This is a genomic window from Janthinobacterium pasteuri, assembly GCF_051380775.1.
In the GTDB taxonomy this organism is placed as follows: Bacteria; Pseudomonadota; Gammaproteobacteria; order Burkholderiales; family Burkholderiaceae_D; genus Janthinobacterium.
Window position 1 is genome coordinate 44,489 of the sequence record NZ_JBNYXS010000009.1, and the last position, 20,280, is coordinate 64,768.

The 20,280-nt window shown below is 63.5% G+C and carries 16 protein-coding genes; 12 read left to right on the top strand and 4 right to left on the bottom strand.

The genetic code is table 11. The features are described from left to right. Positions 1-16 precede the first annotated feature (16 nt). The gene (tssG, locus tag ACQ4WN_RS11510; RefSeq protein WP_436551762.1) at positions 17-1,006 is read right to left on the bottom strand and encodes a type VI secretion system baseplate subunit TssG; all 990 of its coding nucleotides are present in this window, start codon (positions 1,004-1,006) and stop codon (positions 17-19) included. Beyond that, complete coding sequence (tssF, locus tag ACQ4WN_RS11515) at positions 1,006-2,811, bottom strand: type VI secretion system baseplate subunit TssF (protein ID WP_436551661.1); 1,806 nt, start codon at positions 2,809-2,811, stop codon at positions 1,006-1,008. Before tssF ends, tssG begins: the two co-directional genes overlap by 1 nt. A gap of 181 nt (positions 2,812-2,992) precedes the next feature. Between tssF and tssK the strand changes: the two genes are divergently transcribed. The 12 genes from tssK (at position 2,993) to ACQ4WN_RS11575 (ending at position 17,965) form a co-directional block, all read left to right on the top strand. Continuing rightward, a complete protein-coding gene (tssK, locus tag ACQ4WN_RS11520) occupies positions 2,993-4,339 on the top strand; it encodes a type VI secretion system baseplate subunit TssK (RefSeq protein WP_436551662.1) in 1,347 nt (448 codons plus the stop codon). 162 nt (positions 4,340-4,501) lie between these two features. Further along, complete coding sequence (locus ACQ4WN_RS11525) at positions 4,502-7,582, top strand: sensor histidine kinase (protein ID WP_436551663.1); 3,081 nt, start codon at positions 4,502-4,504, stop codon at positions 7,580-7,582. Beyond that, a complete protein-coding gene (locus tag ACQ4WN_RS11530) occupies positions 7,579-9,744 on the top strand; it encodes a sensor histidine kinase (RefSeq protein ID WP_436551664.1) in 2,166 nt (721 codons plus the stop codon). Before ACQ4WN_RS11525 ends, ACQ4WN_RS11530 begins: the two co-directional genes overlap by 4 nt. A gap of 174 nt (positions 9,745-9,918) precedes the next feature. Next, the gene (locus ACQ4WN_RS11535) at positions 9,919-12,129 is read left to right on the top strand and encodes a GGDEF/EAL domain-containing response regulator (RefSeq protein ID WP_436551665.1); all 2,211 of its coding nucleotides are present in this window, start codon (positions 9,919-9,921) and stop codon (positions 12,127-12,129) included. Between the two features lie 130 nt (positions 12,130-12,259). Continuing rightward, complete coding sequence (locus ACQ4WN_RS11540) at positions 12,260-13,138, top strand: urease accessory protein UreD (RefSeq protein WP_436551666.1); 879 nt, start codon at positions 12,260-12,262, stop codon at positions 13,136-13,138. Positions 13,139-13,163: 25 nt separating this feature from the next. Further along, on the top strand, positions 13,164-13,466 hold the full coding sequence (locus ACQ4WN_RS11545) for an urease subunit gamma (protein ID WP_436551667.1): 303 nt from the start codon (positions 13,164-13,166) through the stop codon (positions 13,464-13,466). Between the two features lie 31 nt (positions 13,467-13,497). Next, positions 13,498-13,827, top strand: coding sequence for an urease subunit beta (locus ACQ4WN_RS11550; protein ID WP_076571695.1), 330 nt, complete (start codon positions 13,498-13,500; stop codon positions 13,825-13,827). Between the two features lies 1 nt (position 13,828). After that, entirely contained in the window at positions 13,829-15,529 is a 1,701-nt protein-coding gene (gene ureC / locus ACQ4WN_RS11555) for an urease subunit alpha (protein ID WP_436551668.1), read from the top strand. 12 nt (positions 15,530-15,541) lie between these two features. Continuing rightward, positions 15,542-16,066, top strand: a complete 525-nt coding sequence (ureE, locus tag ACQ4WN_RS11560) for an urease accessory protein UreE (protein WP_436551669.1) — start codon at positions 15,542-15,544, stop codon at positions 16,064-16,066. Beyond that, on the top strand, positions 16,066-16,746 hold the full coding sequence (locus tag ACQ4WN_RS11565) for an urease accessory protein UreF (protein ID WP_436551670.1): 681 nt from the start codon (positions 16,066-16,068) through the stop codon (positions 16,744-16,746). The genes ureE and ACQ4WN_RS11565 overlap by 1 nt, the downstream gene beginning before the upstream one ends. Before the next feature lie 23 nt (positions 16,747-16,769). After that, on the top strand, positions 16,770-17,408 hold the full coding sequence (gene ureG, locus ACQ4WN_RS11570; protein WP_436551671.1) for an urease accessory protein UreG: 639 nt from the start codon (positions 16,770-16,772) through the stop codon (positions 17,406-17,408). Continuing rightward, positions 17,405-17,965 (top strand): HupE/UreJ family protein, encoded by a 561-nt coding sequence (locus tag ACQ4WN_RS11575; protein WP_436551672.1) that lies wholly within the window; start codon positions 17,405-17,407, stop codon positions 17,963-17,965. Before ureG ends, ACQ4WN_RS11575 begins: the two co-directional genes overlap by 4 nt. Here ACQ4WN_RS11575 and ACQ4WN_RS11580 read toward each other — a convergent pair. Both ACQ4WN_RS11580 and ACQ4WN_RS11585 read right to left on the bottom strand, forming a co-directional pair. Next, positions 17,962-18,573 carry a 1-acyl-sn-glycerol-3-phosphate acyltransferase gene (locus ACQ4WN_RS11580; RefSeq protein ID WP_436551673.1) on the bottom strand — a complete coding sequence of 204 codons (612 nt, stop codon included), beginning with the start codon at positions 18,571-18,573 and terminating at the stop codon, positions 17,962-17,964. The genes ACQ4WN_RS11575 and ACQ4WN_RS11580 overlap by 4 nt on opposite strands. A gap of 607 nt (positions 18,574-19,180) precedes the next feature. Next, on the bottom strand, positions 19,181-20,245 hold the full coding sequence (locus ACQ4WN_RS11585) for an alkene reductase (protein ID WP_436551674.1): 1,065 nt from the start codon (positions 20,243-20,245) through the stop codon (positions 19,181-19,183). Between the last annotated feature and the right edge of the window lie 35 nt (positions 20,246-20,280).

Here is a 20,280-nt window from a genome sequence, read left to right on the forward strand (position 1 = left end):
TTCCAGGGATGACTGCTCAAGCCAGGTGCAGCAAATAGCGCACTTCCGCGCCGCCTGCCTTGCCGTGTGCTGTTTGCAAGAAAGTCGTCCAGCCAAGGCGCCGGCTTTCTGAAGGTTGGGAGCTCAGGAGCAGGGGAGTAATGCATGGCGGACTCAATATCAGCCGCACTTCGTACTGCAAGTCCGGCACGCCAAACAGCGCCAGCATCTTTGCCAGCACCGCCGCACCTGCGCTGCGCGGCAGGAAACGTTGCAGGCCGGCGCGATCCAGCGGGCCGATATGCAGGCTGACGCGCAGGTCCTGGCGCCAAAGCCGCAGGCCAAGCGTTGCGCCGCGCGCAAGGGTAAAGTTGACGCTGGCTAGCAGGCTGCGCCGATTTTTTTCCAGATAGTCCCAGCCACCGACAAATTGTTGCAGGGTGACTGGTACGCCGCAGTACTCGGTCAGCACACGGCCAATCGCTTGCGCGGAGACGGGACGGCAGCGCAGCTGACCCGCGTACCAGGCCGCGACGTCCTGCGTCACGGCATCCGGTTCGGCGCTCGACGGCAGCGCAGTGCGCCGCACGCCGGCCAGTGCCAGCATCAAAGGCAATTGTGCATCTTTTGCCAGGGTCTGGAGCGTGGATTCCAGTCGATACTTTTCCCACGCCTGGTAATACAGCACGACCATGCGGTGCGAAAAGATATCAAGGAAGGCCGAGACGCCAGTGTCTTTGCTCGACAAGCGGTAGGCGGCGATGCGTTCCGAGTGGTGCAAGGGCAAGGTACCGCCGCCGCCCAGAAAACGCATGAACGTTGGTATCAGGGTCAGTTGTTCATTGTCGTCGAGCGAGAGCTGCTCAATTTCGCTGGCGGGAAAACTCAACGACAAGCTGTTCTTGAAGCGTAACACCTGGCTAAAGGCTTGCGTATGGGATACATTCTGCTGCCGTAGCCAGCACAGCAGAATACGCACTGCCTGTATGAACTGGTAGCGGTATGGTTCGGCCAGCAAGTGGTGCATCACACCAGATTCTGCAGTCCGCTTCTTGGTTTGCATCGGATCAGCTCCTCTCCGCTTTGCCTTGACAGCACCACCAGTTCGATGAAACTGTTGATTTGCACATACAGTCCCAGGAAGTGATCGATAACCTGCACAAACAGGTGCATGCTGCTGCCGACGAACGCTTCCTCGTCCAGCGTGATACGCACCTCCACGCCATGCGCCAACGAGGTGCCGCGCTTGTGCCGCAGCCATGTCGTTGTCGGTGAGTGCGCCAGCGCGGAGATGCCGCCGATCTGGCGTTGCGAGTTTGCCGATTGGGACAGGTCATACAGCGTGAGCATTTCGCGCAGCGCCGGCAGGCCTTCCTGGACCAGCGCGTGATGATTCAGCGCCAGGTGCGAAATCAGGCGCCAGTGCAGGCCTGCGCCCGGTGAAAAGCATCGCGGCTGACTGGGGCGTCGCAGCATGTGCAGTGCCGGTCCGCCGCCGCACGGTTGCAAGTCTCCTTGCGGCTGGCCGTATTTGAGTGCAAGGGGAAGATCGCGGTTACTGCATGTCAGCGACAGCGATAAGCTGGCCTTTTCATGGATCAAGGGATTGAAGTCGCCATCAACCAGCGTGATTTTCTTTTCGTGGCCAGGACTTTTGATGGCCAAATTCGTATCGTGGCGTACGACCCAGTAATGGCCTTGTTGCGCAGCACCTTCGCCATGGCGCAGGCTGTACAGCGGGCGAAATTCGGTCAGCGTGCTTTCGCCTCCCCGTTGGCGCAGCAAACGCACCGCATCGACTGAGACGACTTCGTAGCCATGCGCATGGGTAGCATGGGCCAGCACGGAGTAGTCGGTTTTCTGCCTGGTGACGGCGATCGGCACGCCTTCCTGGCGGAAGAGGTTGACCGCCGGACTGCAGCCCAGCCTCAAGTTTTCGTCGGAAATGCTGGACAACATGCGCGCCGTAGCGGAATCGGGTCGCAAACCGGCCATGCACAGATGTAGGGTAAAGCGCTGGCACTCGGGCGGCAGGGCAGCACTCAGCGCGGCGATATCGAGGTCAAAGAAATTGAATTTTTCCGGATACGCAAAATACTCGCTCAGGATACGGTAGGCCGGCTGCGAACGAGCACCGAAAGGTAGCAAGCCATCCGTGTCGGCGAAGCCGACAGGTGTCAAAGGCACGGCGGGCAAGGCCATCCATTGCAGCGCGTCGATAGACACAAACGCGCAGACTGTATGCATGAACAAGGCATCGCGCAATGCGGCGGAAAAGGAAGCTTCGCCATCGATGAAAACGCGCAGCGATGCGGGCGCCACATCGAGATGCCGGATGCCGATGTTCAGCGAGGAAGTGCCTGATGCAGGCAGGCGTACGCCTGGCGGCGCCTTGATCATGGAATCGAAAACCGCACTTTCCAGCGCCGTTGTTCCTGTCGTTATATCGTAGACCGTCTTGAAACGGCAGCGCACGCCGCGCACAGGCGTTGCATCCATTTCACTGCCGGCCGGCAGGTGCAATATGCCTGCTCCAGCCGCCGGGGCGGGCTGATGCACGATGCTGCACGCTGGAAAGGGACGCAGATAATGTGGGAACAGGGCTTCGAACAGGGCTTCGGTAAATTGCGGATAGTCGTCATCGAGCCGTTTTGAGATGCGTGCCGCCAGCATGGCCACCGATTCGATCAAGTGTTCGACGTGCGGATCTTCGCAAGACTCTCCGGATAGGTGTAACTTGCCGGCGATTCTCGGATAACGTTCGGCAAACTCACGGCTATGTCGCCGCAGCATCACCAATTCGCGCTCGAAATACGGCAGCAAATCCTCCATCTCTATTTTCCTCCTTGGTGTCTTTGCTGCGGAGTGGCCAGTATCCGAGCGTTTGCTCAGAGGTAAATTGCGTTTGCGCAAATAATTGAACAGGGTTGCTGCGCAACATCAAGGACTTCCAAGCTGGCAACATCAGACTGGCAAGGCAGCATGATTCCAACGGTCAACATGGGAGAACGCAATGACATTGCCATCCAAATTACTTTGGTCCGAGGGCCTGGCCATCGGTCCCCAGCAATTCCAGCAACTGGACCGCTACCATGAAGCGCGCCTGCAACGCCTGGCCTCGTTGATTAATCCACATTTGTGGGGCGTGCATGGCGTCAGCTGGAATGCGGATGCACTGGCCAACAATAGCCTGCGGGCGGACAGCATGTCGCTCGTGTTTCAGGATGGAGAACTGTTTGAAGCGCCGCTTGGCGATGTATTGCCCAGTGCGGTTGATCTGTCCAAGCTGCCTTCGAGCGAACATAGTTTTACTTTTTATGCCGCGCTACCGGCGCTGCAGGCACATGGCGGCAATGTGAGCTCTGCAGGCGCGCGCTATGTGCAGGCTGATATCGAGACTCCGGATCTGTACAGCGAGGCAGTCAGCATAGACGTGGCTTTCCTGAAGAAACGCGTGTATCTGCTGTCGCAACTGGACCCCTTGAATGATTACCTTGCCATCCCGGTGATCCGTTTGTACCGGGCTGGCAATGGCAGCTTTGAAATAGATCCTTCCTTCATTCCGCCTGGCCTGACCATCAGCGCCGAGTCCTCGCTGCAGAAAATGCTCGATTCGCTGATTGACCGCATGGGCGCGAAAATTGAGGCGCTGTACAGCCGCCACCGTCAGCCCGGTAACAATATGGTGGAATTTCATGGCGCGGATGTTTCCTCGTTCTGGATGCTCAATACATTGAGCACGGCCAGCGCCACGCTCAGTCATTGCGCCAGTTACCGGCGCCACCATCCCGTGTATTTATTTGAAAAATTGATGGCATTGGCTGGTGGCTTGATGACGTTCTCTAAAAAATACACACTGAGCGACTTGCCGGCTTATTGTCACGATGATGCGGCTCCCGGTTTCGGCAAGCTCGATGGCATCATTCGCGACCTGATCGATACCGTGCTCCTGTCGCGTTACTTCCCGATTGCGCTGTCCAACGACACGCAACAAAACACCCACTATCACGGTTTGCTCGATGCCACGCGGATTGACCGTCAGACCGAACTCTGTCTTGCGGTAAGCGCCGATATGCCGGCGCTGGAACTGGTCGCCACGGTGCCGTTGCAATTCAAAATTTCGTCTCCGGACAATATCGAACTATTGCTGGGCCGGGCGCTTCCGGGTGCCGAGTTGCGCCATATGGCCCAGGTTCCTGCTGAAGTGCCGGTGCGGCCCAATACGTATTACTTTTCGATCGATAACAAGGGCAGTCTGTATGACAGCATGATCAAGGCTCAGGCGATTGCGATTTATGTGCCGTCAGGCATAAAAGGGCTGAAGCTCGAATTGTTCGGTATCAGCGGCACCGCCGCGTGACGATGGTTGGCGTTGCGAGCGGCTGCATTGTCAAAAGATTGCCCTAAGCAATAGACTTGCCCCTGCAGTTGAAGTTATCATGTTTTTGTGAATGTCGGTGGCTGATCAGTCAGTGCATAGTTGAAACATGGTGACAGGCGGGAGTGAGCATAGGCATGGCGAATGATGCGTGATGTGCCGGGCGGCTTGCGGCCTGGCGGCGGGATGGGCAGGGCAGCGGTGCGCCGCTGCTGCCGCGCATTGCTTCTGGCGCTCTGTGTCGCCGCTGCCCCTGCCGCTTTGCCGGCATCGGCGCCCGCCGCTGCGCCGCCGCACCAGGGCCAGCGCGTGCTCTTCCTTAACGCCTACGATTATGGCCGCGCTGGCGTGGAGTCGTACACGCGCACCTATGTGGCCGCCATGGTGGCTGCGGGCCTGGCCAGCGAAGACATCATGGTCGAGCACCTCAACATGAATACCCAGGGCGACCCGGCGCTGCGCAACGAGATGCGTGATTTGTTGCTTTTAAGATACACTCAGATGATGGGGCGCAAAGCCGACTTGATCATCGCCATGCAGCAGCCGGCGCTCGATTTTTTGCTGTCGGACCTGGCGCCGCTGGCGCGCGGCGTGCCCGTACTGGCGATTAACAGTTCGGGCAAGGCCTTGCCTGCCGGCAGCCCGGCTGCCATCTGGCAGCAAAAGGCGAATGTCGATTTTCCCGGCACTCTGGCGCAAGCCATGTCGCTGTTCCCAGACACCAAGACCATCGTCATGGCCGTTGGCACCAGCGAGGCCGACCAGCTCTTGAAGCGCAACATGCAGCAGGCGGCGCTGGCGTGGCAGGGAAAGGTGGCCATGCGCTACCTCGACAACCTGACCCTGGACCAGATGCGCTCGTCGGTGGCGCACTTGCCCGCCGATAGCGTGTTAGTGGCGGGCAATGTCAATCGCGACGTGGACGGCAACATCGCCACGCCCGTGCAGTTTTCCGTGCAGCTGGCTCGGCTGGCCAATGTGCCCACCTTTGGCATGTACAACGCGACGGTGGGCAAGGGCATCGTGGGCGGCTCCATCCTGCACATCGAACAGGCCGCGCAGCAAATGGCGCAGATGTCGCTGGCCGTGCTGGCGGGCAAGGCGCCTGCCGCGCCGGGCGCCTTGCTGCCGCCCGCCCGGCCGGTGCCGATGTATGACTGGGAACAACTGCAGCGCTGGGATGCCGACATCAGCCGCCTGCCGCCGCACACGTTGTTCTTCAACCGGCCGCCGCAACTGTGGCAGGAACACCGCGTTGCCGTGCTGCTGGTGGGCGGCGTCTTCATCGTGATGGCCGGCTTGCTGAGCGCCTTGCTGCTGCAGCGGCGGTGCCTGCGGCGCGCCGAGAGCGAGGCGCGCGAGAGCGAGCAGCGCTTCCGCATCCTGGTCGAGCATGCGCCGGAAGCCATCCTCGTGTATGACCTGGACCTGGACCGCTTCGTCGACGCCAACAGCAGCGCGCAGTGCATGCTGGGCCTGTCGCGCGAAGCGCTGCTGGCGCGCGGGCCGTTCGACCTGTATAGCGGCAAGCAGCCCGATGGCCTGCCGCTGGGGCTGATGATGGAAGAGCATCTGCGCCGCGCCATGCTGGGCGAGCCTGTCCTGGTGGAGCGCAATGTGCGGCGTGCCGATGGCAGCATTTTTCCCTGCGAGGTGCGGCTGGTCAAATTGCCCATGGAAGGGCGGCGCCTGGTGCGCAGCGGCATCGTCGACATTTCCGAGCGCAAGCACAGCGAGCAGGAATTGCTCGGCTACCGGGATCACCTGGAAGAACTGGTGCAGCAGCGTACGGCCGCCCTGTCGGTGGCCGTCACCGAGGCCGAATCGGCGAATCGCGCGAAAAGCGTCTTCCTGGCCAACATGAGCCACGAATTGCGCACGCCCTTGAATTCCGTGATCGGTTTTTCGCAGATGATGGCCGATTCGAGCAGCATGTTCGAGGAAGAAAAGCATAACCTGGCCATCATCAACCGCGCCGGCCACCACTTGTTGACCTTGATCAACGATATCCTGGAATTGTCGAAAATCGAAGCGGGCCGCATGCAGCTGCAAACGGGGCCCGTGGACTTGAATGGTTTGCTCGACGAGGTGCTCGAGATGGTGCGCATGCGCTCGAGCGACCAGGGCATCGCGCTGCAGATCGAACGTTCCGGCGTGCCGCCGCTGGTGCGCCTTGATGGCGCCAAGCTGCGCCAGGTGCTGCTCAATTTGTTGTCGAACGCGCTCAAATTCATCGAGCACGGCAGCGTGATCTTGTCGCTGGCGTGCCAGGCGGCAGAAGGTGGGCAGGTGGCGCTGGCGTTTGCCGTGCGCGATACGGGCAGCGGCATCGCGGAAGCGGATCTGGAACGCATCTTTGAACCGTTCGTGCAGGCCGACAGCGCCGTGGCGCAGGCCGGCACCGGACTGGGGCTGACCATTTCGCGCGAATTCGTGCGCCTGATGGGGGGCGAGCTGCGCGTCGATTCCACCTTGGGAGCGGGCTCCGTATTCCATTTCGACTTGCGCGCACCGGTGCTGCAGCAGCCGGCCATCGCGGCGCTGGCACCGGGCCGCGTGGCGCGCCTGCCGCCGGGCCAGCGCGGGCGCATGGTGCTGCTGGTCGATGATGACGACAATTGCCGCAAGCTGCTGGCCGGCTTGCTGGCGCCGCTGGGTTTCCAGCTGCAGGAGGCGGCGGGCGGCGCGCAGGCGCAAGCCATGCTGACGGCGCAGCGCTATGACATGGTGCTGAGTGACTGGCGCATGCCGGACGTGGATGGCCTGGCGCTGACGCGCTGGCTGCGCGCGCAGCCGGCGCTGGTGCAGCCGCGCCTGGTGATCATGACCGCTTCCGCCTTCGAAGAAGAAAAGCAGGAGGCGCTGGCGGCCGGCGCCGACGGCTTCTTGCGCAAGCCGATCGAGCAGGAACACCTGTTCGCCATGCTGGAGCAGCAATTGGGCGTGCGTTTCCAGCGCAGCGCCGCAGCGCCGCCTCGTGTGCCGGCGGCGGCCTTTGACTTGCAGCAGGCGCTGGGCCAACTGGGTGCAGCTGAACGGCAGGCGCTGCTCGAATCCGTGCAAGCCCTCGATTTGCGGCGCAGCGCCATCGTGCTGGCCGGTGTCTCCACCAGCCTGCCGCAGCTGTCCGCGCACATCGCCGCCATGCTGGAACAGCACCAGTACCAGCCGCTGTGCGCCTTGCTGGCGCAGCTGGCCAGCGAACCGCAGGGCGAAGACGCATGAATTTTCACGCACCCAAAGACGCCCGCCTGGGCAGCGTATCCATCGTGCTGGCCGTCAGCGTGGCGCTGACCTTTGTCGTCACTGCGCTGTTGCTGGTGTTTGCCGTGCTGTTTTACGAGTCCGAACGCGAGCAGCGCTGGCAGCACCTGCATCGCAGCCTGGCAGTCAGTGCGGACCAGCTGGCCGTGGCCATCGAACTGCCATTGTGGAACCTGGACGAAAAGCAGATGCAGGCCATCATGCGCAGCATGCTGGGCAAGCGCGACCTGGTGGCCAGCTCCCTCACGCCGGGCATCGGTAAGGAGGCGCTGGTCCTGCGCCGCAATGCGGACGGCGCCATCGACAGCCTTTCCGCGCTGTCTGCCGAACCCGGCTGGCTGGCGCAGCGGCGCCCTGTGACGATGGGTGGACAAGTCATCGGTAGCGTTGCCGTGTATGCGACGCCGGCCCTGCTGCACGAGCAGCTGCGGCAGCGCGCGCTGGGCATCGGCGCCATGATCGTGGCGCTCGACGTGATCCTGGTGGCCAGCATCTGGCTACTCATGTGGTGTCTGATGCTCAAGCCCCTGAAGGCGATCGGCCAGTATGCCGCAGGCGTCACGGCGGGGCAGGGCGAAGCGTTCGGCACGCCACCGAAAGCGTGGTTCCTGGGCGAGCTGCGTACCCTGTACCGCTCCATCCGCGACATGGTGGCGCTGCTCGACAGCCGCTACCGCGCGCTGCAACGCAGCGAGGAGCGCGTGCAGACGGCGACCGGCGCGGCCAGCATCGGTATCTGGGACTGGAACGTCATCAGCGACGCATTGCAATGGGATGAACAGATGTACGCGCAGTTCAAGGCCGATGCGGCCAGCACCCTGTCGCCGGCGGCGATATGGCGCGCGGCGCTGATGCCGGACGACGTGCCGGCCGCCAAGGAGGCCCTGCGCGCCGCGCTGGCCGCCGGCCAGGCGTTCACGCACGAATACCGCATCCTGTGGCCCGATGGCGCCATCCGCTACATCAAGGTCGATGCCGTGATCTTCCGCGACGGCAAGGGCCGGCCCATGCGCCTGGTCGGGTCGAACTACGACATCACGGCGCACCGCGAGGCCGAACTGGAACTGCTGCGCCACCGCCATCACCTGGAAGAACTGGTGGCCGAGCGCACGAGCGCCCTGTCGGTGGCCGTCAGCCAGGCACAGGCGGCGAACCGCGCCAAGAGCACCTTCCTGGCGAACATGAGCCATGAACTGCGCACGCCCTTGAATTCCGTGATTGGCTTTTCGCGCCTGATGGCCGCCTCGCCCAACATGCAGGACGATGAAAAGCGCAACCTGGCCATCATCCACCGCTCCGGCAACCATTTGCTCACCCTGATCAATGAAATCCTCGAACTGTCGAAGGGCGAGGCGGGACGCTTGCAGGCGCAGACGGCTGTAGTGGCGCTGGCACCCCTGTTGCAGGAGGTGATGGACATGCTGGGCATACGCGCCGAGCAGCAGGGACTGGCCCTGCGCCTCGATTGCGCGGACTTGCCGGCGGCAGTGCTGCTCGATGCGACGCGCTTGCGCCAGGTGCTGCTGAACCTGATGTCGAATGCTATCAAGTTCGCCGGCAGCGGCGAGGTCACCTTGCGCGTGCGTGGCGAGCGGCGCGATGAGGCCACGTGGCGCCTGTCGTTCGCCGTCAGCGACACGGGCTTTGGCATCGCCCCGGAGGACCAGCAGCGCATCTTCGAACCCTTTGTGCAGGCCGACAGCGCTGGGCCGAAGGATGGCACGGGCCTGGGGCTGGCCATCTCGCGCGAATTCGTGCAGTTGATGAAAGGCGAACTGACGGTGGAGTCCACGCCGGGGCAGGGTGCCACCTTCCGTTTCAGCATACCCGCGCAGGCGGCGCAGGCGCCAGTGCAGGCTCCCGCGCCACCGGCCATGCCGGCGCAGGCGGCAGTGCTGCCGGCACTGCAGGCGCAAGACTTGCTGCTGCTGGCAGGGGAAGAGCGCGCCGCCTTGCTGGTGGCGCTGCGCGAATTGAACCTGGCCAGGGTGGCACAGCTGCTGGCCACTCTGCCTGCATCGGTGGCACCGTTGGTGGCGCCGCTGCAGGCCATGCTCGACCAGCATCAGTACCGTCAGCTGTGTGTCTTGCTGGAGAGCGAAGGGACGCTGGCGCCTACCTGAAAGTGTGGGCTGACAACATCGGTTTCGATGAAAAGACGGACTAAGTACCGCGCATGGATGGTGCTAAATTGCAATAAAGATTATGATGATAGTACGTAGTTCATCGCAAAGAAATGTCTTGTCCAGCGTGGCAATCGACCGCCGCGCCTCATCCAAAGCTGAGAGAACTGCTACATGCACCGCGATTTTTTGGAAGTGAATGCTAAGGGCGAAGTACTGATCGTTGAAGATACGCCGGCTTCGCTGAAGTTGTTGAGCGATTTGCTGGGTGGCGCCGGCTACGCGGTGCGCCAGGCGCCGAACGGTGAACTGGCCCTGTGGACGGCCCAGGCGCGCCCGCCGGAGCTGATCCTGCTCGACGTGCGCATGCCGGGTCTCGACGGTTTTGAAGTCTGCCGCCGCCTGAAGGAGATACCGTCCCTGCGCCAGGTGCCGGTGATCTTCCTGTCGGCCCAGCACGATACGGACGACAAGGTGCGCGGCTTTGCGCTGGGCGCCGTCGATTTCATCGCCAAGCCCTTCCAGGCCGAGGAAATCCTCGCCCGTACTGATGCGCACGTGCGCCTGGCGCGGGCGCAGCTGCAGCTGGCGCAGGAGCGCGCCAACCTGGAGCGGCGCGTGGCCGAACGCACGGCCGAACTGGAACAGGTGGCCAGCACCCTGGCACGCGAAGTGCAGATCCGTCGCGCCAATGAAGAATTGCTGCGCCTGTCCGGCCAGGTCTTCGAAGCCACCCAGGACGCCATCCTGATCACCGATCCGGCCGGCGTCATCGTCACGGCCAATCCCTCCTTTACACGTATCACCGGCTACGCGGCGCAGGAAGTGGTGGGCACGGACATCATGCGCCTGCATGCCGGACACACGGGCGAAGCGGTGCTGCAGGCCTTGCGCCAGGGCTTGCGCAGCAGCGGTCGCTGGTCGGGCGAGGTGCAGACCCGGCGCAAGAGCGGCGATACCTATCCCTGCCTGCTCAGCGCCTCCACCGTGCACGGGGATGACGGCGCCGTCGTTAACTACATCGGCGTCTTCCTCGATATCAGCGAACGCAAGGCCGAACAACATCTGATCGACTTCCTCTCTTACCACGACGCGCTGACTGGCTTGCCGAACCGCGTGCTGTTGCGCGAGCGCTTCGAACAGGCGCGCGTGAATGCCCTGCGCGACGGCCAGCAGGTAGTGCTGATGTGCCTGGACCTGGACCGCTTCAAGAACATCAACGATTCGCACGGCCAGGCCGTGGGCGACAAGGCGTTGCAAGTGGTGGCGCGTTTCCTGTCCGGCTGCGTGCGCGAGGGCGACACCGTGGTACGCCAGGGCGGCGACGAATTCCAGATCCTGCTGCAGGACGATGCCCTGTTGGGCCGCACGCTGGGGCTGGCGCAAACCATCCTGGCCGGCTTGCGCGAAGAGCTCAACGTCGGTGGCGAGCGCCTGGCGCTGACCACCAGCATCGGCATTGCCATGTGCCCGGCCGACGGCGACAGCCTCGACGACGTGCTGCGCCACGCCGACACCGCCCTGGTGCGCGCCAAGGAAATGGGGCGCGACCATTACGCCTTCTTCACGGAACGCATGGGCAGCGATATCCGCGCCCGTCTGGCCATGCAGCAGCAGTTGCGCGGCGCCATCGGCCGTGATGAATTCGCCGTGCATTACCAGCCGCAGATGTGTTTGCGCACGGGTGCCTTGCTGGGAGCGGAAGCCCTGCTGCGCTGGGATAATCCGGTGCTGGGCAAGGTGCCGCCCGGCCTGTTTATCGCGCTGGCCGAGGAATACGGCTCGATCACGGCCATCGGCGAATGGGTGCTGGAAAGCGTGTGCGCGCAGATACGCGCGTGGCACGACGCGGGCCTGGGCAGCATCAAGGTGGCCGTCAACCTGTCCGGCAAACAGTTCGCGCAGGACCGCACGGTGCCTTTCGTCGAGGCGACCTTGCGCAAATACGGCATCGCGCCGGCCTGCCTGGGTATCGAGATCACGGAAAGCACGGTGATGGGCGACCCGGACAAGGCAGTGGCGGCTCTCACGCGCCTGAAGGATATCGGCGTCGGCATTTCGCTCGACGACTTCGGCACAGGCTATTCCAGCCTGGGCTACCTGAAGCGCTTTCCCATCGACGTGCTGAAGATCGACAAATCCTTCGTCGACGACGTCACCACCAGCAGCAGCGACGCGGCCATCGCGCGTTCCGTCATCTCGCTGGCGCACAACCTGGACATGCGCGTCATCGCCGAAGGCGTGGAAACGCGCGAGCAGGTGGACTTCCTGACGGAGCACGGCTGCGACGAAATGCAGGGCTATTATTTCAGCCGTCCCCTGGCTGCGGAAGCCTTTACGGCCTTGCTGCGCGAACGGCGCACCCTGGCCGTGGCGGTGGCCTAAGCGCCACGGTGCGGCCGGTGCACCATGCCGGTGCATCCGCTGCAGCGTGGTGCGCAATGCTCACTGTTCCATCCCTTGACGCTGGCACATATCCTGCTTAGGTAATCGCTTATTTACGCGATTGCCCCGCATGCCAGACAGCACCCGTCCAGCTACATCGAATGAGGCCAGCGCGCACAGCGCCTGGCAGGCGCACCTGCGCCTGGGTTTTGCGCTGCACGATGGCGTCAGCCGCCTGGTCGAGCGCACGCATAGCGGCCCCTTGCGCGTGCAAAAGTCCCTGTATCCGGAGGGCGATGCCGTCTGCCACGCCATCATCATCCATCCGCCCGGCGGCGTGGTGGGCGGCGACCAGCTGGCCGTCGACGCCACGGTGGGCGATGGCGCGCACGCGTTTCTTACGTCGCCGGGCGCCGCCAAGTGGTACCGCGCGAATGGCCACGTCTCGGGCCAGCACATCGTGCTGCGCGCCGGTAGCGGCGCTGCCATCGAGTGGCTGCCGCAGGAAAGCATTTTCTTCGACCAGGCTTGCGTGCGCCTGCACCACGAAGTGGAACTGGCGGCGGACGCCAGCTACATCGGCTGCGACATCGTCTGCCTGGGCCGCAGCGCCTCTGGTGAAATTTTTAACACGGGCAGCATCGCCCAGCAGGTGCAGATCCGCCGCGGCGACAAGCTGCTGTGGTGGGAGCAGGGTGTGCTGGCCGCCGGCGGCGCGCTGATGGCCAGCCCACTGGGTCTGGGGGGCCACACGGTGTGCGCCACCCTGATCGCCGTTGGCACACCCGTTTCCCCCGCCGTGCTGGCCGCCGTGCTGGCCGCCGTGCGCGAGATCGCCGTGCCGGCTGGCGCCGTGTTTGGCGCCACGCAGATGAAATCTCTCGTGGTGGTGCGCCTGCTGTGCGGCGACAGCGAGGCGGCGCGCACGATCATGCTGGCCGCCTGGCAGTTGCTGCGCCCCGCCATGCTGGGACGCGACGCCGTCGTGCCCCGCATCTGGAACACTTGATCAGGAAAGAAGCGCAAGGAAAACCATGGATCTGACGCCCCGCGAAAAAGACAAGCTGCTCATTTTTACTGCCGCGCTGCTGGCCGAACGGCGCCTGGCGCGCGGCTTGAAATTGAATTATCCGGAAGCGGTGGCCCTGATCAGCGCCGCCATCATGGAAGGCGCGCGCGATGGCAAGTCGGTGGCGCAGCTGATGTCGGACGGTACCAAAATACTCTCGCGCGCCGACGTGATGGATGGCATCGCCGAGATGATTCCCGACATCCAGGTGGAAGCGACCTTCCCCGATGGCAGCAAGCTGGTGACCGTGCATCATCCGATAGTGTAAGCATCCATGCGATATTGACAGGAGTCCCATCATGACCCCAGGCGAGTACAAATTGGAAGAAGGCGAAATCAGCCTCAATGCCGGGCGCGCCACGGCCACCGTGGTGGTGGCCAACCGGGGCGACCGGCCGATACAGGTCGGCTCGCACTTCCACTTTTTTGAAGTCAATCCGGCGCTGGCTTTCGAGCGCTGGCGCGCCTACGGCATGCGTTTGAACATCACGGCCGGCACCGCCGTGCGTTTCGAACCGGGCCAGCAGCGCACGGTGGAACTGGTGGCGCTGGCGGGGGAGCGCAAGGTCTACGGCTTCAATGGTGAAGTCATGGGCGAACTGCAAGACACTCCACCGGGAAAGGATTGAGATGGCCAGCATTGCCCGCAGCGCATACGCCGAAATGTTCGGCCCCACCAAGGGCGACCGTATCCGCCTGGCCGACACGGAATTGTTCATCGAGATCGAGCATGACTACGCGATCTACGGCGAAGAAGTGAAATTCGGCGGCGGCAAGGTGATCCGCGACGGCATGGGGCAGTCGCAGCGCTGCGCGGCCGAGGTGATGGATACCGTCATCACGAATGCCGTCATCCTCGACCACTGGGGCATCGTGAAAGCCGATATCGGCCTGAAAAACGGTTTAATTTTCGGCATCGGCAAGGCGGGCAACCCGGACATCCAGCCCGGCGTGACCCTGCCCATCGGCGGCGCGACCGAGATCATCGCCGGCGAAGGCCTGATCGTCACGGCAGGCGGCGTCGACACGCATATCCACTTCATCTGCCCGCAGCAGATCGAGGAAGCGCTGATGAGCGGCGTGACGACCATGCTGGGCGGTGGCACGGGGCCGGCCGTAGGCACGGCCGCCACTACCTGCACCCCGGGGCCATGGCATTTGCACGCCATGCTGGGGGCCGCCGACGCCTTCCCGATGAACCTGGGCTTCATGGGCAAGGGCAATGTGAGTTTGCCGCTGCCGCTGGAAGAGCAGGTACGCGCGGGCGCCATCGGCCTCAAATTGCATGAAGACTGGGGCAGCACGCCGGCCGCCATCGACAACTGCCTGTCCGTCGCGGACCGCATGGACGTGCAGGTGGCGCTGCACAGCGACACTCTCAACGAGGGCGGTTTTTTGGAGCACACCCTGGCCGCCTTCAAGGACCGCACCATCCATACGTTTCACACGGAAGGGGCGGGCGGCGGCCATGCGCCCGACATCATCGCCGCCGTGGGGCAGGCCAACGTGCTGCCGTCATCGACCAATCCGACGCGCCCGTTTACCGTCAACACGCTCGACGAGCATCTGGACATGCTGATGGTGTGCCACCACCTGGACCCGGCGATTGCCGAAGATGTGGCGTTTGCCGAGTCGCGCATCCGCCGCGAAACCATCGCCGCCGAAGACATTTTGCACGATATCGGCGCCATTTCCATGATGTCGTCCGATTCGCAAGCCATGGGCCGCGTGGGCGAAGTAATCATGCGCACCTGGCAGACGGCGCACAAGATGAAGGTGCAGCGGGGACCGCTGGCGACCGACACGGCGCGCAGCGACAATTTCCGCGCCAGGCGCTATATCGCCAAGTACACGATCAACCCGGCCATCACGCATGGGATCGCGCACGTGGTCGGTTCCATCGAGGCGGGCAAGATCGCCGACATCGTGTTGTGGAAGCCGGCCTTCTTCGGCGTCAAGCCATCGATGATATTAAAGGGCGGCATGATCGCCGCCGCGCAGATGGGCGACCCGAACGCCTCGATTCCCACGCCCCAGCCCGTGCATTGCCGCATGATGTTCGGCGCCTTCGGCGGCGGCCTGAAAAAGTCGTTCACCTTTGTCTCGCAGGCGGCCTACGACCTCGATATCGGCCACCAGTTGAAACTGAATAAATCCGTCATCGCCGTGAAGAACATGCGCGGCTTGCGCAAGCACGACATGATCCATAACAGCGCCACGCCGCACATGGAAGTGGACCCGGAAACCTATGCTGTGCGCGCCGACGGCCAACTGCTGGTGTGCGAGGCGGCCGCCGTGCTGCCGATGGCGCAGCGCTATTTTCTATTCTAGGCAGGAGACATCATGCTCACATTGCATACCAAACTGGCGGCTGACGACAATCGCGCCGTTGTTGCTCAACTTGTGCTGCCCTACGACCAGCGCGAAAAATGCCGGCTGCGCGCCGTGCTGTCGAATGGCGACGAGGTGGCCGTGTTCACCGTGCGCGGCACGGTGCTGCGCGACGGCGAGCGCATGACAGGGCCGCAAGGGCAGGTGGTGCAGATCGTCGCCGCGCGCGAACCGACTTACCTGGTGTGCTGCGCGGATGCCCACACCCTGCTGCGCTGTGCTTTCCACCTGGGGAACCGCCATACGCAGGCGCAGGTGGGTGACGGCTTTTTGCGCATCCGCAAGGACGTGGTATTGAAGGAGATGCTGGAAGGCTTGCAGGCGACTGTGACGGAAGAAAGCGCGCCATTCGAGCCGGAAGCGGGCGCGTATGGCGGCGGCCATGGCCACCACGACGGCCACGGCCAGCACTTGCTGGCGCCCGTGCCGCTGCGGCAGAAGATCCACCGCCCCGGCGATGCGCCGGGTACCGTCTGATGCAGGCCTCGGCCCTGCTGCATTTGCTGCAGTTCGCCAGCCCGGCTTTGCCGATTGGTGCCTACAGCTATTCGCAGGGGCTGGAAGCGGCACTGGAGTGCGGCCTGGTGGCGGATGCGGCCACGGCGCGCGACTGGATCGCGCTGCATCTGACGCACGTGGTGGCGCGCTGGGAAGCGCCGCTGTGCTGGCGTTTGATGCTGGCGTTCGAGGCGCAGGATGTGTGCGCCGTGCAGCGCTGGAGCGAACGCTTCATCGCTTCGCGCGACACGGCGGAGTTTCGCGCCGAAACCATCCAGATGGGCTATTCATTGACCAAGCTGCTGGCCGAACTGGGCGTGGCCGACGGCGTGCTGATCGACATGCTGCAGGGCCAGCCGGAAGTGGCATTGCCGACGGCCTATGCCTGCGCCGTGGCGGCACTGGCCATTCCGCGTGAAGAGGCGCTGCTGGCCATGCTGTTCGCCTGGGCGGAAAACCAGGTGCTCGTCTGCGTGAAATCCGTGCCGTTGGGGCAGGTGGCGGGCCAGCGTTTGCTGCTGTCGCTGCGGCCGGAGCTGGAAGCGGCGGCGCTGATGGCGCAAACCTTGCAGGACGACGAGATGGGCAACTGGGCACCCGGCCTGTCGCTGCTGTCGATGCGGCACGAAGTGCAGTACAGCCGTTTGTACCGATCCTGAACACGACAACGAGAGACTACAACATGACATCGACTACCTCCAATCCCCTGCGCGTAGGCATCGGCGGGCCCGTCGGCTCGGGCAAGACGGCCCTGTGCGAAATGCTGTGCAAGGGCATGCGCGAGCGCTACGACATGGCCGTCATCACGAATGACATCTACACCAAGGAAGACATGGAAATCCTGTTGCGCGCGGATGCCTTGCCGGCCGAGCGCCTGATGGGCGTGGAGACGGGCGGCTGTCCGCACACGGCCATCCGCGAAGATGCCTCGATCAACCTGGAAGCCATCGCGCGCATGCAGGCAGATTTTCCGCATCTCGACTTGATCCTCGTCGAATCGGGCGGCGACAATTTGGCCGCTACCTTCAGTCCGGAATTGTCGGACCTGACGATTTACGTAATCGACGTGGCCGGCGGCGAAAAAATCCCGCGCAAGGGCGGGCCCGGCATCACGCGCTCCGATTTGCTGATCATCAACAAGACGGACCTGGCGCCGTACGTGGGCGCCAACCTGGACGTGATGGCGCAGGATGCGAAACGCATGCGCGGCGAGCGCCCCTTCGTGTTGACCAACCTGCGCAGCGGCGACGGCGTGCAGGTCGTCATCGATTTTATCCGCGAGCAAGGTTTGCTCGACCAACCAGGCAAGGAGCTGCAATGAGCGCAAGACTGATGACAAAAACGGCCGCTGCGGCGGCACTGTGCCTGCTGGCCTTGCCCGCCATGGCGCATCCCGGCCATGGCGAGAGCGCCGGCTTCCTGGCCGGTTTTGCCCATCCGTTCACGGGCATCGACCATTTGCTGGCCATGTTGGGCGTGGGCATCTGGGGCGGCCAGCAGCGCCGCGGCCTGGCCCAGCCCGCCACTTTCCTGGGCATGATGCTGCTCGGCGCGCTGGCCGGCATGGCGGGCTTGACGGTGCCTGGGCTGGAAACGGGCATCGCCGCCACGGTGGCGCTGGTGGGGCTGGCCATCGCGCTGGCGCTGGCGCTGCCGAACTGGCTCGGCATGGGGCTTGTGGGCATGTTTGCGCTGGCGCATGGCAATGCGCATGGCCAGGAATTACCGGCTGCCTCGGCCGCGTGCGGCTTCCTGCTGGCTACGGCCATGCTGCTGTGTGCCGGGCGTTTCCTTGGTCAGGTGCCGGCCGGGCGCGTGCTGCGCGTCGCCGGCGTGGCCTTGACGGCCGCCGGCGTGGTGCTGATGGGAGTGAACTAAGCGCCGGGGCGCTTGTCGGACAGTACGATGGGCGCTGCCTTTTCCGGGTGCAAGCCCTGATGGCCCGCATACACGGCGGCGATGGCGGCCATGTCGGCCTCCTTATCGCCCGTCAAGTATAAATGGTCAACGACGCCCAGCACCTTGTTCGGGTAGTCGATATACACCAGCAACAGCGGCACCCTGGCAGCCAGGGCCAGGTGATAAAAGCCGCTTTTCCAGTTCGGGCGGTAGCTGCGCGTCGCTTCCGGCGTGATGGCCAGCCAGTACCAGTCGGCGGCCAGCATGCGCTCGGCCTGGCGTTGAATCGTGCCGCTGGTGGTGCTGCGGTCGACGGGTTCGCCGCCCAGGTAGCGCAGTACCTTGCCCATCGGGCCGCGGAACAAGGAATCCTTGGCCAGCCAGCGGAACGGCAGCGACAGCGCCCATTTGCCGAACAGGCCCACCATGAAATCCCAGTTCGACGTGTGCGGGTAGACGACGACGATGCCGCGCGGCCCCGGCAGGGGACGGAAGCGCATGCGCCAGCCAAACAGATGCAGCACGCGCAACGCGCAGCGCTGGTGCCAGGTCGGCAAGTCGCCCGCTTGTACAAATAAATCGTCCATTGATACCCTTCAGTGACACTGTTCTTAATGGGATGGCGCTGGTGGCCATTTTCCTTGAAGCAAAATTCTGCGCAGGCATTCTATACGGGGCTGGCGGTGGCGACAAGCAGCCGAGGCCGCTATTCATGCGGCATCGGCGCTGTTGTCGCTGCTATTTTAACGATGCTTTGCCACGGTGGCGGGCACTAAATGCGCACAATGTGGTCAAAACTTGATGCAGCGTTGATCCACCCGACAGGGAGCCATGGCATGAAAGACAGTATCGATGATGTACCTGGGGAGCATGAGCGAACGGACAAAGTGATGGCCGAGCTCGTTGAGCGTGGCGTGGCGTTTCATCACACTCTGGGCCGGACGGTGGCGACAGCCTACTTGCGCGAGCACGCGGTGCCGGCCGAGGTGATACGCCGTGTGCTCAGCAGCGTGCACGCGCGTCGCGCGGCCCGGCCGGCACGGCGCCGATGGCGCTGAAGGTGGGGGAACTGCGGCGGAAGTAACACGGCGGACGCCACGATCATTGCGCAGTCAGCTGCGTTGATATCGTTGCGTCCGCCGCCGGGGGACGAGCAGCGCAATGCCGCTGAGGGGGCTGCGCTGAGGGTGCTGTTTACACCTGTGCCGCCAGTGCAGGGTAATCCGTGTAGCCGGCAGAGTCCGGTGCGTACAGGGTGTCCGGGTTCAGCGGATTCAATGGCGCGTCGCTGTGCAGGCGGACAGGCAGGTCGGGATTGGCGATGAACCACAGGCCGAAGGCCACGGCATCGGCTTCGCCCTTGGCCAGCAAGGCTTCGGCCGCCGCCTTGTCCATTTTTTCGTTGGCAATGTAGACGCCGCCAAATTCCTGTTTCAGGTACGGGCCCAGGCGGTCTTCACCGAGCGCTTCGCGCGCGCAGATGAAGGCGATGCCGCGCTTGCCCAGCTCGCGTGCCACATAGCCGAAGGTGGCGCGCGGGTCGGAATCGCCCATGTCGTGCGCATCGCGGCGCGGTGCCAAATGCATGCCCACCTTGTCGGCGCCCCATACCTCGATGCACGCATCCGTCACTTCCAGCATCAGGCGGGCGCGGTTTTCAATCGAGCCGCCGTAGTTGTCGGTGCGCAAGTTAGTGCTGTCTTGCAGGAACTGGTCGAGCAAATAACCATTTGCACCGTGGATTTCCACGCCGTCGAAACCGGCTTTTTTCGCATTCTCGGCACCCAGGCGGTAAGCCGCCACGATGCCGGGAATCTCTTCCGTATCGAGCGCGCGCGGCGTGACGAATTCCTGTTTCGGGCGCAGCAGGCTGACATGGCCGGCCGGCTTGACGGCGCTGGGCGCCACTGGCAGGTCGCCATCGAGAAAAACGGGTGCGGAAATGCGGCCCACATGCCACAGTTGCAGCACGATCAAGCCGCCCGCGTCATGCACGGCCTTGGTGATGTGTTTCCAGCCTTCCACCTGCTCCTCGGACCAGATACCCGGCGTGTCGGCATAGCCCACGCCCTGCGGCGTGACGGCCGTCGCTTCCGAGATGATCATGCCGGCCGAAGCGCGCTGCGTGTAGTACTCGGCCATCAGGGCGTTGGGCACGCGGCCCGGATTGCCGGCGCGCGAACGCGTCAGCGGCGCCATGATGATGCGGTTTTTCAGTTGCAGACTGCCAATGGTGATGGGGTCGAATAAAGTTGTCATGATTGTCCTTGTGGGTGCCGGTCAGGCGTCAATGT